The sequence below is a fragment of the Mogibacterium neglectum genome (assembly GCF_030644205.1).
GTDB lineage: Bacteria > Bacillota > Clostridia > Peptostreptococcales > Anaerovoracaceae > Mogibacterium > Mogibacterium neglectum.
The window spans coordinates 445789-463212 of record NZ_CP128647.1 but is presented as its reverse complement, the minus strand read 5'-3'; the positions used below and the strand labels follow the sequence as shown (position 1 = coordinate 463212).

The following is a 17424-nucleotide window of genomic DNA, read 5'->3' as shown; positions in this document are numbered from 1 at the left end:
CCTACCATTCAATTAGTTCTGCAGCTAGTCTACAAGCATTCTTCTCATCGCTCCTAATTCTGCCATCATGAAGATTTATAATCTGATGAGCCATCTGACTGATTGCGACATTGTGTGTAACTATCACTATAGTGCTACAATACCTATTATTAATATCTTCAACAAGCTTAAGTATTTCCTTAGATGTATTGTAATCAAGTGCACCAGTCGGTTCATCGCAAAGTAACAAATCTGGATTTTTGACAATTGCTCTACCTATGGAGGTACGCTGCTGTTGTCCACCGGAGAGCTGGTTCGGTTTTTTGTTCCTGTGTGCTTCAAGTCCAAGTAATTCGATTAACTCATCTATTGGAAGGGGTCTGTCACTGAGATATGCTCCTACCTCAATATTTTCTCTCACTGTTAAGTTAGGAATTAAGTTATACGACTGGAATATATATCCGAGATGTTTACGCCTATATTGAGATAGCTGTTTATCGTTAAATTTTTCAATCTTATCATCCCCTATTGTCACGGATCCGCTATCTGCCTTATCGATACCACCAAGTATGTTGAGCAATGTCGACTTTCCAGATCCCGATGGCCCTAGAAGCACACATATTTCCCCTTTGTTAACTCCACAATTTATCCCTTTTAGAACATCGACCCGGCTGTCTCCCGCGCCATAGCTTTTCTTAATGTTATCAATCTTAAGATACATGTTCTATCCTCTGCCTTCCTTATTTATTAGTAATTATTATTAAATATAGTTAGTTAGATATGTCTAACTAAATTAGCTTAAAAACAGGAATAATCATACAACTATTCCTGCCTTTATTAAGATATCACTATTTACTTAACGATTCAATATCCTTTTGAATTCATCGTAACATCAAAAATTTACTTGCAGTGAGATAGGATTAGCTTTAGGTAATTCCATGTTCTCTCTGTCGAAGGAATTGAGATTTTCTCATTTACTGAGTGTACGTCTGAGATGTCTGGTCCAATTGATACTGCATCTACCTTGCCTACCTTCTCAGCCCAGATTCCACACTCAATACCAGCGTGCATCGCGCTTACCACTGGCTCCTCACCATACTGCTCCTTATATGCAGCTATGCATACATCGAGAAGATCTGACTTGTTGTTGAATTCCCATGCGCCGTATGAACTTCCTAGCTCAACTCTCGCTCCCAGAGCCTCTGCAAGTATTCTTATCTTCCTTGCTAATAATACATTACGTGAGTTTACACTTGAACGTGACATAGACTTAGTGAGTAATCTGCCATCTTCGAGCTGGATAATCCCGATTGAATGAGATGTCTCAACTAACCCCTTTAGTTCTACGCTATAGTGCTCTACTCCTACTGGACAAGCAATTAAGAATTTGAAGAAGTTGTCCTGGCATACAGTGTCGATTGCCTCTTCTGATGCTTCACCTACAGCCTCTATAGATATAGTGATTCCTGGGTCAGAAGCGCGGTACTCAGCCTTAATCTCCTCAGTAGAAGCTACAATGCTCTCTTCAAAAGCCTTAACATCCGGTTTAGCAACAATCACTTCACCCTCTACCATTCCGAGGATTACGTTAGTAGCTCTTCCACCATTGATAGATACGATGTTTAGCTCAGCCTTCTCTCTAGCATCGAGGAATAATCTTGCTACAATCTGACCAGCATTAGCGCGCTCCTGATGGATGTCTAGTCCAGAGTGACCACCGAGTAGTCCCTCAACGAGATACTTGTATTTTACACCCTTCACAATCTTCTTATCTGCTGGGAAGCTTGCAAAGATATCTACTGCACCTGCACACCCAACGGTGATTACGCCTTCATCCTCAGAATCCACGTTGATGACCTTACGGGATCTAATCTTCGATCCGTCCAGAGCATATGCACCAAGCATACCAATCTCTTCATCAACAGTAGCGATGAATTCTAGTGGCGGATGAGGGATATCTGTCGAATCTAGAAGAGCAAGTCCCATAGCAATTGCAACGCCGTCATCAGCTCCAAGCGTAGTCTTGTTAGCCGTTAGTATATCACCATCAACAATCAGCTCTAGTGGATCGTTCTGGAAATCATGAATGCTGTCCTCAGTCTTCTCTGCAACGATATCCATGTGTCCCTGAATCATAACCATGTCAGAGTTCTCATATCCAGGTGTTCCTTCCTTCCAGATGATTACATTACCAGCTTCATCCTGATAATATTCTAGATTATGTTCCTTAGCAAAATTAACAAGATATGCGCTAATCTTCTCTGTGTGCGCTGATGCACGAGGAACGTCACTGATTTCTTTGAAATATCTAAACACTTCCCGTGGTGCTAGCTTACTTACATCGCTCATTGAAAACCTCCATAATGTCATAATCATAGTTTTATGTACTATATACATAAATAATTATAAATATATATGTGTATAAGTTCAATATAATTCGTCTACAATTGTGTTTTTATAGATTATTGTCTCTTTTTTATAAAGCATGCATATGAAAACAGCGCAGCCTATGGCTACGCTGTATCGTCACTCGACATATCACAAATATCGAGACTTTAACTATATTTTCTATCTGCTTGATACAAGTATGGGTTACCCCTGAACTGCTGCAGCAACCTCAGCTGCGAAGTCGTCTTCCTTCTTCTCGATTCCTTCGCCAACTTCGAATCTTACCATGGATACAACCTTCATATCCTTACCGATTTCCTTAGCGCACTTCTCTACATACTGTCCTACGCTTAGATCACTGTCCTTAACGAAAGGCTGGTCAACAAGGCAAACTTCTTTGAGTTCTTTCTTAATCTTGCCAGCTACAATCTTCTCAACCATCTCAGGCTTCTTGCCCTCGTTGAGAACCTGCTCAGTGAGAATCTTCTTTTCGTTCTCGATGTAATCAGGATCCACACCATCTTCATCTACAAACTTAGGGTTCATAGAAGCAACCTGCATAGCAACGTCTCTGCCGCAAGCTTCAACCTCTGCAGGAGTAGCATCAGTTTTGATTCCGATAACAACACCGATTCTGCCACCGCCGTGGATGTAGCCAGTGTAAACAACGCCATCTTCCTCAACTCTAGTATATCTTCTGATGTTAAGGTTCTCTCCAATCTTAGCAACCTTTGCTGTCAGAACTTCCTTAACAGTGGATCCCTGGAATGGTTCTTCTAAGAAAACATCCATATCTAGATTACCCTTTACAAGTGCCTCAGCAGCAATTGCTTCAACAAATTCAACGAACTCTTCGTTCTTTGATACGAAGTCAGTCTCAGAGTTAACCTCAGCGATTGCAGCAACTTTGTTGCCTTCACCAAAAGCAATTCTTACAAGTCCTTCAGCAGCGATTCTGCCAGACTTCTTCTGTGCCTTCATGATTCCCTTCTCGCGAAGCCAGTCTACTGCCTTATCGATGTCCCCATCTGTCTCAACTAGCGCTTTCTTGCAATCCATCATTCCGGAACCTGTAAGTTCACGAAGCTCCTTGACTAGTGCAGCTGTTACAGCCATTGTGTCCTCCTTACTAAATAACCGTCCGAGCCGGGTTAGTTCTCGGTCCGGACGGCATTCACTTGTTATATTATGCGTTTATAAAAAGTCTTTTTTATTTATGCTTCTGCTTCAGTCTCAGCTTCCTCAGATGAAACCTCGCTAGCATCGAAGCTTTCTCCCTGCTTTGCCTCGATTACAGCATCTGCCATTGCAGAAGTGATTAGCTTTACAGCTCTGATAGCATCATCATTAGCAGGGATGATGTAATCAACATCATCTGGATCACAGTTTGTATCTACGATACCTACAACTGGGATTCCTAGTGTTCTTGCTTCCTTAACAGCAATCTTTTCCTTCTTAGGATCTACCACAAACATTGCACCAGGCATGCCCTTCATGTCCTTGATTCCGCCGAGGAACTTCTCTAGCTTATCAGCTTCCTGTCTGATCTTAAGAGCTTCCTTCTTAGCATACTTATCGATAGTGCCATCAGCTTCCATCTCACGAATCTCAGATAGTCTAGCAATTCTCTTGCTGATAGTCTTGTAGTTTGTGAGCATTCCACCGAGCCATCTCTCGTTAACAAAGTACATTCCTGAACGTAGAGCCTCATCCTTAATAGCTGCCTGAGCTTGCTTCTTCGTTCCTACAAATAGGATTGGCTCACCATCTGCTGCTACCTTTCTGATAAAATCGTAAGCATCGTCGATTCTCTGAATGGTCTGCTGAAGATCGATGATGTAGATTCCGTTTCTCTCTGTGAATATGTATGGAGCCATCTTAGGGTTCCATCTTCTAGTCTGGTGTCCAAAATGAACACCTGCTTCTAAAAGCTGTTTCATTGATACTACTGACATAATTAACCTCCGGTTGTTACTTCCACCGTGAACACTAGCCTTCAACCTTCAAGAGGCACCGCGGCAACTTCACGATGTGATTATTACTTACTACACCCATGTATTTGAACACAAAGATGCCTATATATTATAGGGCACGAGTCTTATTAATGCAAGTATATATGCATTTTTTCCTGTTTTAGATAAGTTTCTCTTCAAAGGTCATATTAGACAAAACAAAAACGCCGATTTCTCGGCGTTTTGTCGCTGACTCATTAATAATACTTATCTTTCTTCTCTTTTCCTAAACCCAGTCGCTCCAGCAACACCTGCTACTGCACCACACATGATTAGCATGTAGAACATAATATCTGTAGCATCGCTAGTCTTAACAACTTTATTAAGTTTATCTGGTTTCTTTGGCTTTATTGGTGTCACAGGAGTTGTCTCTGGAGCATATTTTAAAGTAAATGTAATCTTGCTGAGATCTGTTGGTGCGATTGCGTCGGCTCCATCTGCACTCTGCTTACCATTCCACTTATAGTTGAAATTCACAACCTGACCAGTCGTCACATGTGTTGCTTTAGCGCTGAACACTCCGCCAACCTTACCTTTTACAGTATAGTTAGTATTTGCATTTGAATCATCTGTAAATACAACTCCCGGAACTTTAACTTTGAGATTATCCTCGACTGATCTGATATCGTTAGCTAGGTCACGATAGTTGTCGTACGTCTTAATCAGTTTCATTCTAACAGTTATCTTATTGCCAACAATAACTGAGTCAGTTATCTTAAAGATACCATTTGAGCCTTCAAGCGTTGCATTTGATGAATTAGGACTCCATTTCATTCCAGCTGGGAGCTCTAGTGTTGCTGTAAATGTAGTATCCACATCATTGAGTTTAATCTGGCTTACAGCATTAACTCCAAACTTGTTCTCAAGTTGCGTTAAGGTATCCTTGATAGGCTTTACTACGAGAAGTCCTGTGAATTCATGCTTTGCATTCTTATGAGAAGCATATACTTGTGTGTGTTCCGTCTCATTACCAATCAGGATATCTCCCTCGAGATCTCCAACATAATTAGAGTTGATAGGATCTGGAGCCTTGTACTTCATCGTGAATGTAATCTTGCTCAAATCTGTTGGTGCTATTGCGTCGGCTCCATCTGCACTCTGCTTACCATTCCACTTTAGGTTAAAATTAACAACTTTGCCGGTAGTTATATGTGTTGCCTTTGCTTTAAACAGGCCGCCAACTTCACCTTTCATCGTGTAGTTCTTATTAACAACTGCATCGTTTGTAAATTTAACGCCACCAACTTTTACCTTTAGGTCATCACTTACGGATCTAATATCTCTTGCAAAGTCTTTGTAATTTGTATAAGTCTTTATGAGTTTTATAGTAACTACAACCTTGTTACCTGTACGAGTAACCTTTGTAATTTTAAACACATTATTGGCACCTTCAAGAGTTGCGTTTGGTGTATCTGTTCCAAAAGTCATCTCGTTTGGAAGCTCAAGGCTAGCTGTAAATGTTGTATCTACTGCATCAAGGCTAATCTGGTTAGCAGCAGGGTTGTTGTAATGCTTCTCAATCTGAGTCATCTGATCCTTTATAGGCTTTACTTTGAGTAAACCTGTAATTTCATGTATATCAGTTCTTCCTGTCTCATATATTTGATTGTGCTCTGTTTCATTACCGATAAGTATATCACCTTCGAGGTCTCGTTCATCAGTTACATCTATCGGTTCGGGATTCTTATACTTAAGGGTAAAAGAAATTTTGCTAAGGTCAGTTGTGTTAATCGCATCTGCACCTGCTGCACTCTGTTTTCCATTCCATACATAGTTAAAATTTATAACTTTGTTACTAACTGTGTTAGTAGCCTTCGCCCTAAAGTTTCCGCCGACTTTACCTACTACCGTATAGTTTGTATCTGGAGTTGCCTCTGCAGTAAATTGTGCACCCTTGACAACAACCTTAAGATTGTCATCAACCGCATATATAGCTTTCTTTAGGTCATTGTAATTCCTAATATCGTTCGCATTCTTGAGCTTAATAGTAACATCTACTTTATTACCATTGAGTGATGAATTTGTAATTTCAAACTTATCATTTGCTCCAACTAGTTTAACTGTTGGATTGGCATCCTTAAATTTCATACCTGCTGGAAGCTCAATCGATGTATTAAATGTCGTGTCAATATTCTCAACCTTAATTCCAGCATTAACCGCATCACTAAACTGCTTCTCCAATCTAGAGAGCTCATCCTTGATAGGCTTTACATTGAGGCTGCCTGTGAAATCGATTGTATCGTTCTTTTGAGCCTCATAAACAGCATTGTGCTCAGTCTCATTTCCTACCAAGATGTCACCCTCAAGATTTCCAGTAGTTGTCAAATCCTGGGGAAAATGCTGTACCAGGTTGCTGGTAAATCCAACATTTGCTACATCGGTATTAAATGTCTGAAGACCAAAACCGAACGCTGCACCAAATCCAGATGGGTAAAACGAGAAATCGCCCTTACCCACAATCTTTTCACCTTCCATCCTTGCAGCTGCCGCCTTGTCGTTAGCTGTTACGCTATAAGGGATTGTGATATCTACTGTATGCGCATCTGGATTAGCCTTGTCAGCAAGATAAGCGTTATAAATACTCTGCCAGTTTACATCGTTCAGATACAGCTTAAAGTTAACAGTTCTACCGTTAACTGTCTTGATAATCTTATTGCCATTAATATATGATACCGAGTTGGCTACAGAGATATTTCCAATGTTCACATCCTCTGGAAATGTAACATTGTACTCGATATAGGCAATCTTATTCTTTCCCTCTCTTCCGTGTGGGTATAGACCATTTGCCGCTGCATTTGCCATCTCTGACTCATTAGGCTCTAGCACCTTCGACATCGGTATCTTTAGCTTTACTGTACCGTTATACGTCGCACTGTTGCCATCCGCTCCTCCAGTTGTGCTACCTGTCTGGGTAACGTACTGTGCAACAGGCAATATGCTGTTTGCAGCAGAAGCTGGAAGTACCGCTACAAGCTGAGTTACAAGCATCACAAAAGCAATAACAAGTGCGTGAAATTTTTTGGTAAATTTCTGTGTTTTCATTTTAATTGTCACTCTCCTTCTATAAAAAATCATTAACACGCTACCAATGTCTACTACTGTTCTTAAACATATATATAATATACTTAATTAATTTTATAACTAAACAATTATAAAGTCTACCCAATATTGCATGTTAAAAAAGTCGATATATATTTTTATTTATATACATCGACCCCACAATTATTCATTTGAATTAATATAATTTTTATGCCACTTCCAAGCTGATTCGCATATATCTTCTAAACCAAGTTTAGCTGACCATCCGAGCTCTTCACTTATTTTATTACAGCAAGCGTACAGCTCGGCTATATCGCCTTTTCTAGCCATCTCAATCTTATAGGTAATTTCTCGTCCAGATATCTTTTCAAAGGTTCCAAGCATCTCAAACACACTATATCCATGACCAGTTCCTAGATTGTATATGGATACCTCAGGTTTTCCAAATAACTTCTCGATAGCCGCAACATGACCGCTAGACAAATCTGATATATGTATATAATCTCTAACTCCAGTTCCGTCCAAAGTGTTATAGTTTGCGCCGAGCACCTTAAAATATGGAATATCTCCATTTGCCGCAAGAGCGAGCGACGGAACAATATTGCTTGGCGACTTGCTATATCTCTCACCTATAAGTCCACTCTCATGTGCACCCGCTGGATTAAAGTATCTAAGTAGTACTACATTCCATCTATTATCGGCTGTAAATACATCCTTCAACATCTCCTCTTGCACCCACTTAGTTCTTCCATAAGGATTCACACATCTTCCAGTCTCGCATTCCTCGGTGACCGGTATAACATTCGATTCTCCGTACACATTTGCGGATGAACTGAGTATGATTTTACGTACTTCATGTGCATCCATAACTTCGAGCAGTGTGATAGTAGCTACAATATTATTTTGATAGTATTTGAGCGGTGATTTAATCGCCTCATCTACTGCCTTGTATCCGGCTAGATGAATAACAACATCTATCTGTTCCCTTTCAAAGAGATCATAAAGTGATAATTTGTCACAAATATCTATGTTATAGAAAGGAAAGTCTCTTCCCGTAATTTTCCGAATCCCCATGAGTGACTCTTCACTAGAATTGCTAAAATCATCAGCTATTACGATATCGAATCCTGATTCAAGCAGCTCCACCGCAACATGGCTTCCTATATAACCAGCTCCACCAGTAAGCAGGACTTTCTTTTTATCATTTATATTATTAATCTCTGACATCTCACTTTCCCCAATGCCGACGAAACATCTTTCGAGTTTACATTATAGGCTTTTTCAATATTAAGGTCTATTATATGGCTAAATTAAATACATAGCCCGCTTGATCACCTTCCTTGAAATTGAACGATAATTCTAACTTGTATGTGCATTGTTCGGAAAAACTACGATTTTCCGACGATTTTTTCATTTCACAGCACTATTTTGTGTGAACATTTCTTGAAGTTAGACTTTTTGCCCCATATAATTATTTTATCATGAACAGACCGACTTATGTGCTGTTCAATCAACTACAAGATATTTAATTATCACTAGAAGGAGTTATCTTTATGGAAAAGTTTTTTAAACTTAAAGAACACGGTACTACCACAAGTACTGAAATTATTGCCGGAATTACCACGTTCCTATCGATGGTATATATTCTGGCAGTAAACCCTAACATCCTATCTGCAGCAGGTATGGATGGTGCGGCCGTATTCACAGCTACTGCGATTTCTGCAATTGTAGCCACCCTATTCATGGCATTCTTCGCTAACTACCCTGTTGCTCTTGCATCTGGAATGGGACTCAATGCATACTTTGCTTTCTCTGTTTGCATCCCAATGGCAAAGGCTGGAATCAACGACCCTTGGAAGATTGCACTCGCTGCAGTTCTTGTAGAAGGTATCGTATTCGTTCTTCTTTCGCTCACAAGCTTCCGTGAAAAGCTAGTAAACGAGGTTCCTGCTAACCTAAAGTACGGAATCACAGCCGGTATCGGTCTATTCATCGTTCTAGTTGGACTAAAGAGTGCGGGTATCGTAATCGGTAGCGGCGCAACTCTTGTTGAGCTTGGTCAGGTTGGATCACCACAGTTCGTACTCGCTATGATCGGTTTCCTTTGCATCTGCGCAATGGTTCGCAAGAACGTTCCTGGTGCAGTTCTATGGGGTATCCTCATAACATGGATTCTCGGAATCATCGCTGAAAAGGCTGGTTGGTATCATGTTGACCCTGCTGCTGGTGCATTTTCACTAGTACCTGCAAAGATATTCAGCATTCCTACTGCTCCATACTTCGGACAGTTCGACTTCACATGGATCTCTCAGAATCTGATTAACTTCCTAGTTATCACATTCTCATTCCTATTTGTTGACCTATTTGATACTGTAGGAACTCTTATCGGTGTTGCTTCCAAAGGGAATCTCCTCGATGAGAACGGAAATCTACCTCACGCAAGAGGAGCTCTTCTTGCTGACGCGTTCGGTACAATATTTGGAGCTTTTGTAGGAACTTCAACAGTTACTTCATACGTTGAGTCAAGTGCCGGTGTAGCTGCTGGTGGTAGAACTGGTCTTACAGCTGTAACATCTGCTGTAATGTTCGCAATCGCACTATTCTTCTCACCTGTATTTCTAGCAATTCCAGGATTTGCTACAACTCCAGCACTTATGTACGTTGGACTATTGATGGTATCATCAATTAAGGACATCGACTTCAACTCAGACATCGCTGATACTGCAGCTGCATTCTGCGCTATCACATTCATGCCTTTCACATATTCCATCGCTAATGGAATCATGTTCGGTATGATTTCATGGGTACTGCTTAAGGTTATCGGTGGAAAGGCAAAGGAAATTTCCCCAGTTATGTGGATTTCTTTCGCCCTCTTCGCACTTAGAATTGGTACTCTGATCGCAGGAGTTGGCTTCCACTAAATAAAAACAGTATCGTAGTGTGTTAAATAATGATATCAGGCGGGCTCTATAGAGCTCGTCTTTATTATCTTAAAAACACTGTTCGCACGCACCTGTTGCTACTTGTCAAGGACTTTTTAATCAAAATCATCTTTTTTTCGTCCGATTTTCTCCTAAGCTCCCTCAACATTATTCTTGTCAACTTATCTTGCATTGTTTCTTTCGCATTTTCATTGAAATGGACAACAACCTCATAGGTGGTCTTTCCAATATTTCTCTTTGTGCTAATGCCGTTTTTATCTTTATTTTTCAATTCTTCCATAAATTCTCCTTTCCGTTTTTTTGGATTTTTACAACAAAAAAGGAAGTATCGGCAATTTGCTTTTACTTCCTCTTGGTAATATCATATTTGATTTTTTACTTCGACAAACTGGGATTTGCATATTTCTTCATAACAAAAGACTTGTTGTCAATTGCACGCATTGTTGCCAGTATTCCGTCCAGATGGTCATATTCATGTTGTATGAGTTCAGACATATCATCGTCCATCCGCATCTCCTGCTTCTCCCAGTTTTCATCTGTATAGCGCAGAATGCAATGGCGATAACGGTGCACTCGTACCAGCAGCTTCGGGAATGACATACAGTCATCCATCAGTTCCATCATCTCATCCCCTATAAACTCCAATGTTGGATTGATGATCACATATGGTTTGTCTGTAAGAATGCAAATAAGGCGCTTTTTGATACCTATCTGCGGGGCAGCGATTGCACGTCCAAACCCATAGTCACGGCGTATCCCTTTTATACAGTCAAACATATCTTCAAAGACTGGACGCAGATCTTCAAGTTCTTCTTTCTTTACATCTTCCGATATTTCATAAAGTTGCGGATTTCCCAGTAAAAGTATTTCTCTTTCCATAAAAACTTCTCCTTCGCAACTTCAAATTTGTCAATTTCCTATTTATCCTATTATATCACTTTTCTCATATTTTTCCATTCCATCAAGCTGAATAATCATTCTTGTAACCATATTTTTATTTAACTCACTACAAAACGGTGGTAAGCATTTTAAGGCTCTTTTTCTTTCCTCAGCTTATCTTGATACCTAAATCATATTTGGAGACAAAATAGAGTGCTTCTTGTCTTTGAAATGCTTTCTTGTTTTGAAGTTGACCGTATGCCCTAAGTATTCTTGTTTTTTTAAGATACTTGCAATCGTGGAATTACATCAACTATACAGATATTCAAACACTTTGCTTTGATGTAGTCCATATCCCAATTTTTGTTGATGATAGGCAGGTATATCTATCTTGTCGGCTTCTAATATCCTTGCTATGGCATAGGATCCTTTTCCGTCCATTGTCAGATGGAATATTCTTCGGACAACTTCTGCCGCTTTTTCGTCAATAATCCACTGATTTTTATCGTCCTTGTCTTTGATATATCCATAGGGTGGACTGCTTCCTGTGTGCTTTCCGCTTTCTCCCTTCGCTTTGAATGTGGACTTGATTTTCCTTGAGGTATCCCTTGCATACCACTCGTTCATAATGTTTCGAAATGGAGTAAAATCATCGTCTTTGTAAAAGCTGTCTACATTGTCATTGATAGCAATGAGCCTTATCCCTTTTTGTCTTAGAATTTCCATACATTGACCGACTTTGAGATAATCTCTGCCAAGTCTACTCATATTCTTTACGATGATACAACCGATATTTCCTTGATTGCCTCCGTTCATCATTGCCATAAATCCCGGTCTGTCAAACTGTGTTCCGCTGATTCCATCATCGGTAAAATGAACGATTTTCTCCAAATGATTTTTCTTTGCGTATTCTTCCAAAATTTTCTTCTGATTGACGATCGAGTTGCTCTCGCCTTGTAGTTCATCATCTCGACTTAACCTTTCATACAAGGCGGTTATTTTCTCGTAGTTCCTCACGATTACCTCCTTTCACTCAAATTTTTCAATAAAAAAGAATTAAGCAAAACATATTTCACTTAAATAGTGATGAAGTGTTCTTCTTAATTCTATTACTCCATCAAATCGTCTATAATAGTATAAGAAATAAACTTACGAAAGGATTGTAGCATGAATTCAGACAGACGAATACTACATTGCGATATGAACAGCTTCTACGCTTCTGTTGAACTGCTGTCACGCCCTGACATTAAAGATAAGCCAGTTGCAGTCGCCGGTGACCCAGATAGCAGACATGGAATTATCTTGGCTAAGAACGAACTAGCAAAGAGGTTTGGAGTTGTAACGGCAGAGACATTACAAGCAGCCAGACGTAAGTGTCCTGAGCTTATAACCATACCACCTCATCATGACAAGTATCGCGAATACAGCAATATGCTTAACTCTATATACCTTGAGTACACGAACCTTGTCGAACCATTCAGTGTTGATGAATCGTGGCTCGATGTGACAGCTAGTGAAATGCTGCTAGGAGATGCAAAATTTATCGCTGATAGTATCAGAGAACGCGTACGCAGCGAACTCGGACTCACCTTATCTGTCGGCGTGTCTTTTAATAAGATTTTTGCCAAGATGGGAAGTGACTACAAGAAACCGGATGCAACTACCGTCATCTCAAGAGACAATTTCCGAGAACTCATATGGCCTATGCCTGTCTCTGAAATGTTCTTTGTCGGTAGATCTACGACTACTAAACTCAATAATTTTGGAATTCATACGATAAGTGATTTAGCGCATGCTGATCAGATGCTTCTTTCCAACGCCTTTGGTGTTCACGGAGTGAGCCTTTACAAGTATGCAAATGGCCTGGATGATGATCCGGTGCGCGCGTACGACAACCGCGAAGATATAAAATCAGTCGGACACGGAATGACTTTTCGCCGTAATTTAAGAGGTGCCGACGATGTCGGTCTTGCCATGACAGAGTTATCTGACAAAGTGAGTACTAGGCTCAGACACCACGAGAAATGGGCACGCGGTGTCAAGATAGAACTAACTACACCAGAATTCAAACGACTGTCGAGACAGAAACGCGTTCCTAGTCCTATTAATAGTCCGGCTGCATTTAGGAATATTGCTTTTGAATTAATTAAGGAGCTTAATTATACAAACAAACCAATAAGGCTTCTCACGGTAACAGCCATTGACCTTACCGACTCACCTGACGGAGGTCAGATCACTATATTTAGCATGGGCGCTTCTACTAATGAAAATAATCAGAATGCAAAAGACGAAAATATAGCTAAGGCTATGGACGATATTAGAGGTAAATTTGGTAAGTCATCGATAAAGTTCGCACATGTAATCGGCAACGACATCGGAATCGACGAGGATTAGAATGAGACAGGGACGAAGCAGTTCGCCGCAACGGACACGAAGTAAACCGAGGAGAAAATCGGACGGTCTACGCGTCAGAATAAAAAAATGGTGGAAACGCAAATGTTCATCATTTAAACGCAAAACTATACGCAAGATAAAGAAGAACAAGTTCAAGGTAGCATTTTCTGTTGTCGGGCTCTTGGCGATTTTGATTGTGATTATCCTCCATTCTATGCGTAGCACCCCTTTCGAATACGGTAATTTTACACATGACGCGAGGTTTAAGGGATACGTAATATCAACTGGAATCGACGTTTCATACGCACAGGGGGATAACATTGATTGGCATAAGGTCAAGAAATCTGGTGTCGACTTCGTATATATTAGGGCTGGTTTTAGAGATGCGTCAAAGGGTAATCTCCACAAAGATGCAAAATTCGAACAGAATATCAAAGGTGCATCTGATGCAGGACTCATGGTCGGGGTATATTTATATTCACAGGCGACCACCACTAAAGAAGCTGCTGCCGAGGCTGACTATCTAGCTGATTTAGCAGATAAATACCGCATAGATCTCCCGATAGTCATGGATTACGAACTATATAACGGCGGTAGACTTGCAAATGCGATAAGTTCAGGTTCACTCGGAACAGCGGTGATAAATAGAAATGCTTTAGCATTTGCAAAGCGAGGCTGGACACGCGGCTACGAGACGATGATATACGGTAATTACGACTTCCTCATGCACTACGCAAGCGGTTTCGAGCTTTCTAAGAGTACAAATATCTGGCTAGCACAGTACAATACGATAGCGACTTACAAAGGAAATTACATGATGTGGCAGAGCACTGACAAAGCGACTGTGCCGGGCATTAACAAAAATGTCGATCTGAATTTCATGTATTTGAACCCTAAAGAGACATATCATTCGCTACGTTTTAACGCGAACGGCAAGAGGTCGATTGAAAAATGTAATGTGCAACTTAAGAGCCATAGCTCCAGATATCTCGGATTCGCAGTTAAGCCTGGAATCGTGGTATATGACCATGGCAAAGAGTTAAGTGAAGGAAAAGATTACAAAGTTGCATATATTAAGAACACATCTCCCGGTACAGGATATGCTATAGTTACGGGGATAGGAAAATACAGGGATTCTGTCATGACTAGCTTCAAGGTTAAGAAGCTATTATGATACTGTGTTGGCAAATTATGCGACTATAGAATCTTTAGATATACTTAAAATAAAATTCAACAAAAGGAAATTCACGAAATGAAATTTATATCATGGAATGTAAATGGTTTTAGAGCAGTGCTCAAGAAAGGCTTTGAAGACATATTTACTGAGCTCGATGCTGACTTCTTCTGCTTACAAGAGACCAAGATGCAGGAAGGCCAAGCAGACTTCCACCCAGAAGGGTATCACGAATATTACAGCTACGCGGAGAAAAAAGGTTACTCGGGAACAGCGATTTTTGCAAAGAAAGAACCGCTCAGCGTAGTATATGGAATCGAAGGCAAGCATAACGAAGAAGGTCGTGTAATTACGCTTGAATACGATGATTTTTACCTGATATGCGCTTATGTTCCTAACGCTCAGAACGAACTGAAGCGAATCGACTACAGAATGGAATACGAGGATGATCTTAGAGCTTATATGTCTAAGCTAGATAAGGTTAAGCCTGTTGTATACTGCGGCGATCTCAACGTAGCACACCAGGAAATAGACCTTAAGAATCCGAAAAGCAACCGCGGTAATGCTGGCTTTTCAGATGAGGAGCGCGGTAAAATGACGGAGCTGCTAGCTGCTGGTTTTACAGATACATTTAGATTTCTTCAACCTGAAACCACAGGCGTATACTCATGGTGGTCATATCGCTTCAATGCGAGAGCAAACAACGCTGGTTGGCGTATTGACTACTTCTTAGTATCAAACCGCTTAGAGTCTAAAATCAAAGAAGCTGCAATTCTCGCCGATGTATACGGCAGCGACCACTGTCCAGTTTCATTGGTGCTTGAATAATATAAACATTTATCACTATATGTAAATAGAAAGGGAAAAATATGAAAAAGATTTTAGCATTTGAATATGCAGGCTGCCCATACTGTGTGCAGGGAAAGAAAGCTCTTGCCGACCTCATTGAGGAGAATCCGGAATATGGCAAGGTAGAAATTGAATGGATTGAAGAAAACGAACATCCTGAAATTATTGCAAACTATGATTACTATGCGACACCTTCGATGTTTATAGATGATGAGAAAAAATACGAGGCACACCTCTTCGAGAGTTACGAGGAGTGTAAGAGGCACATCAAAGATGTGCTTGATGAAGCACTTCAGTAGTTGATTCCAAAGCCTCACACACTCTAAATCTAAACACTGATTCCTCTGCCTATAGAGCCTATTTCAAAGTTTTGTTTCAATATTCAAATTATTTATATTATTTTAAATAAAAAGAACAAATTTTAATGCCGGTAAGGTTCTATTTCACTATACATTGTGATAGAATAATAACACAAGGTGATATTATTTACTTCATCTTGTTGTATGTTGTAACTGATTAGTTGTAAAAGATTAGGAGGTTAGTATCAATGAGTGAGAAGAAGTACATGCTTGGCACTGACCAACAGCAAGCGTGGATGCATAAAAATTGCTTTCCACCACGCGGCTACGGCTTTCTGGAGCCGGGAACCTTTGGTCTGGATGCAACAGAGGTTGCTGCCTACAACGTAGTTAAGTCATTCTATCAGGTATATCCTGACGTTTGGAACCTTGACTACATTGCCAAGAAGACCGGAGGCAAAAAGGACGACATTAAAAAACGTCTAAAGAGGATGTATGATGAACACTTGATTATGTTCGTCATGAATCCGAATGTCAGTGTTTATGGTTGGGGACTCTACTATTGGGTTGTTAAGTTGAAAAACGGAACTGATTCAGCAACGAAGGACGAGTTCGCAAAATGGTATCAAAACAAAGATGATATATGCACTGGCTACATGACTGAAGGGGATTTTGATTTCTTCAACGGAAACCACATGCGTGTAATTGATAATCTGCTTGCAGATGTTTTAGCTCCGTGGAGAGATCGTCCAGAAGTCGAGTATGTGCACCTCTGCCCTATTCGTGCAGATGTGCGTGAGTCCATGGTAAACCAGTGGGATGTGCCGGCAGACCAGTTTAGAAAGTTCGTGTTTGGAGAAGAACAAAGGAAAAAGTTCCTAAAGATTCAGCAGAAGATTGACAAGACAGATCTTGCAATCATTGATGCCCTGAATTCTACCGAGTCCGTTGCAGACATGTTCAACTTCAAGAGGTTGGAAGAGCTTTCAGGTCTTGATGGAGAACAGATGAGAAAGGACATTATAACCTGTGTAGATGATCGTAAGTTTATGCTTCCGATGATATATTTAAACTATCGTGGTATCGGACTTTCAATGCATATGTATCTCGTTCGCATGTTCCAGAATGTTCCTAGCTATAGAAAAGCAGAACTAATTGAAGAGTTTACCGGACAGTCTGAATTTGTTGATATCTTCCAGTTTGGCGATTCTTTCTATGACTGCCTATTAAGTGTCTTCACAGAGTTAAATGATGTTGATGAAATTCGCAACAGGCTCGAAAAATATGCAGAAATTGAAGAAGTTAAGGTCGCTAACTCCAAACGCCAATTCAGACGTTGGGTAGCACGACTTGATGATGAAAATGGCTATTGGGAGGAGTGCGTTATGACGGACGACTTTCTCCAAAACCGTATGGAAACCGGAGCACCGAAGTGCCGATTTTCAACGGATCATGAGGAGGTGAAATAA

The 17424-nt window shown here is 40.4% G+C and carries 14 protein-coding genes and 1 pseudogene; 6 read left to right on the top strand and 9 right to left on the bottom strand.

What is annotated here, in order from left to right; all coding sequences use genetic code 11:
• Position 1 precedes the first annotated feature (1 nt).
• From QU661_RS02095 to galE, 6 genes are all read right to left on the bottom strand, one after another.
• A complete protein-coding gene (locus QU661_RS02095) occupies positions 2-700 on the bottom strand; it encodes an ABC transporter ATP-binding protein (protein ID WP_304990112.1) in 699 nt (232 codons plus the stop codon).
• Positions 701-879: 179 nt separating this feature from the next.
• Complete coding sequence (locus QU661_RS02090) at positions 880-2328, bottom strand: aminoacyl-histidine dipeptidase (RefSeq protein WP_304990111.1); 1449 nt, start codon at positions 2326-2328, stop codon at positions 880-882.
• A gap of 243 nt (positions 2329-2571) precedes the next feature.
• Positions 2572-3483 (bottom strand): translation elongation factor Ts, encoded by a 912-nt coding sequence (gene tsf / locus QU661_RS02085; RefSeq protein WP_304990110.1) that lies wholly within the window; start codon positions 3481-3483, stop codon positions 2572-2574.
• Between the two features lie 98 nt (positions 3484-3581).
• Positions 3582-4322: a 30S ribosomal protein S2 gene (gene rpsB, locus QU661_RS02080; protein ID WP_304990109.1), complete on the bottom strand. Its 741-nt coding sequence runs from the start codon at positions 4320-4322 to the stop codon at positions 3582-3584.
• Between the two features lie 264 nt (positions 4323-4586).
• The gene (locus QU661_RS02075) at positions 4587-7421 is read right to left on the bottom strand and encodes a hypothetical protein (RefSeq protein WP_304990108.1); all 2835 of its coding nucleotides are present in this window, start codon (positions 7419-7421) and stop codon (positions 4587-4589) included.
• Between the two features lie 180 nt (positions 7422-7601).
• On the bottom strand, positions 7602-8645 hold the full coding sequence (galE, locus tag QU661_RS02070) for a UDP-glucose 4-epimerase GalE (RefSeq protein WP_304990107.1): 1044 nt from the start codon (positions 8643-8645) through the stop codon (positions 7602-7604).
• A 326-nt stretch (positions 8646-8971) separates the two neighbouring features.
• On the opposite strand from galE, the gene QU661_RS02065 reads away from it, so the two are divergent.
• The gene (locus QU661_RS02065) at positions 8972-10339 is read left to right on the top strand and encodes an NCS2 family permease (protein ID WP_304990106.1); all 1368 of its coding nucleotides are present in this window, start codon (positions 8972-8974) and stop codon (positions 10337-10339) included.
• A 64-nt stretch (positions 10340-10403) separates the two neighbouring features.
• On the opposite strand, the gene QU661_RS08310 is transcribed toward QU661_RS02065, so the two are convergent.
• The 3 genes and pseudogenes from QU661_RS08310 to QU661_RS02050 form a co-directional block, all read right to left on the bottom strand.
• Positions 10404-10640: a transposon-encoded TnpW family protein gene (locus tag QU661_RS08310; RefSeq protein ID WP_330692468.1), complete on the bottom strand. Its 237-nt coding sequence runs from the start codon at positions 10638-10640 to the stop codon at positions 10404-10406.
• A gap of 95 nt (positions 10641-10735) precedes the next feature.
• Positions 10736-11239: a peptide deformylase gene (locus QU661_RS02055; RefSeq protein WP_304990105.1), complete on the bottom strand. Its 504-nt coding sequence runs from the start codon at positions 11237-11239 to the stop codon at positions 10736-10738.
• Between the two features lie 201 nt (positions 11240-11440).
• A pseudogene (locus QU661_RS02050) lies at positions 11441-12256 on the bottom strand (recombinase family protein); the annotation flags it as partial.
• 150 nt (positions 12257-12406) lie between these two features.
• Here QU661_RS02050 and dinB point away from each other — a divergent pair.
• The 5 genes from dinB (at position 12407) to QU661_RS02025 (ending at position 17424) form a co-directional block, all read left to right on the top strand.
• Positions 12407-13633, top strand: a complete 1227-nt coding sequence (gene dinB / locus QU661_RS02045; protein ID WP_304990104.1) for a DNA polymerase IV — start codon at positions 12407-12409, stop codon at positions 13631-13633.
• Position 13634: 1 nt separating this feature from the next.
• Positions 13635-14807, top strand: coding sequence for a glycoside hydrolase family 25 protein (locus QU661_RS02040; protein ID WP_304990103.1), 1173 nt, complete (start codon positions 13635-13637; stop codon positions 14805-14807).
• A gap of 78 nt (positions 14808-14885) precedes the next feature.
• A complete protein-coding gene (locus QU661_RS02035; RefSeq protein ID WP_304990102.1) occupies positions 14886-15635 on the top strand; it encodes an exodeoxyribonuclease III in 750 nt (249 codons plus the stop codon).
• A gap of 41 nt (positions 15636-15676) precedes the next feature.
• Positions 15677-15955, top strand: coding sequence for a thioredoxin family protein (locus QU661_RS02030; RefSeq protein WP_304990101.1), 279 nt, complete (start codon positions 15677-15679; stop codon positions 15953-15955).
• 296 nt (positions 15956-16251) lie between these two features.
• Positions 16252-17424: a hypothetical protein gene (locus QU661_RS02025; protein WP_330692467.1), complete on the top strand. Its 1173-nt coding sequence runs from the start codon at positions 16252-16254 to the stop codon at positions 17422-17424.

What these genes read in the sequence shown, in the direction of transcription:
- QU661_RS02095 (WP_304990112.1), bottom strand. Translation starts at nt 700, where the DNA reads ATGTATCTTAAGATTGATAACATTAAGAAAAGCTATGGCGCGGGAGAC.
- QU661_RS02090 (WP_304990111.1), bottom strand. Translation starts at nt 2,328, where the DNA reads ATGAGCGATGTAAGTAAGCTAGCACCACGGGAAGTGTTTAGATATTTC.
- tsf (WP_304990110.1), bottom strand. Translation starts at nt 3,483, where the DNA reads ATGGCTGTAACAGCTGCACTAGTCAAGGAGCTTCGTGAACTTACAGGT.
- rpsB (WP_304990109.1), bottom strand. Translation starts at nt 4,322, where the DNA reads ATGTCAGTAGTATCAATGAAACAGCTTTTAGAAGCAGGTGTTCATTTT.
- QU661_RS02075 (WP_304990108.1), bottom strand. Translation starts at nt 7,421, where the DNA reads ATGAAAACACAGAAATTTACCAAAAAATTTCACGCACTTGTTATTGCT.
- galE (WP_304990107.1), bottom strand. Translation starts at nt 8,645, where the DNA reads ATGTCAGAGATTAATAATATAAATGATAAAAAGAAAGTCCTGCTTACT.
- QU661_RS02065 (WP_304990106.1), top strand. Translation starts at nt 8,972, where the DNA reads ATGGAAAAGTTTTTTAAACTTAAAGAACACGGTACTACCACAAGTACT.
- QU661_RS08310 (WP_330692468.1), bottom strand. Translation starts at nt 10,640, where the DNA reads ATGGAAGAATTGAAAAATAAAGATAAAAACGGCATTAGCACAAAGAGA.
- QU661_RS02055 (WP_304990105.1), bottom strand. Translation starts at nt 11,239, where the DNA reads ATGGAAAGAGAAATACTTTTACTGGGAAATCCGCAACTTTATGAAATA.
- dinB (WP_304990104.1), top strand. Translation starts at nt 12,407, where the DNA reads ATGAATTCAGACAGACGAATACTACATTGCGATATGAACAGCTTCTAC.
- QU661_RS02040 (WP_304990103.1), top strand. Translation starts at nt 13,635, where the DNA reads ATGAGACAGGGACGAAGCAGTTCGCCGCAACGGACACGAAGTAAACCG.
- QU661_RS02035 (WP_304990102.1), top strand. Translation starts at nt 14,886, where the DNA reads ATGAAATTTATATCATGGAATGTAAATGGTTTTAGAGCAGTGCTCAAG.
- QU661_RS02030 (WP_304990101.1), top strand. Translation starts at nt 15,677, where the DNA reads ATGAAAAAGATTTTAGCATTTGAATATGCAGGCTGCCCATACTGTGTG.
- QU661_RS02025 (WP_330692467.1), top strand. Translation starts at nt 16,252, where the DNA reads ATGCATAAAAATTGCTTTCCACCACGCGGCTACGGCTTTCTGGAGCCG.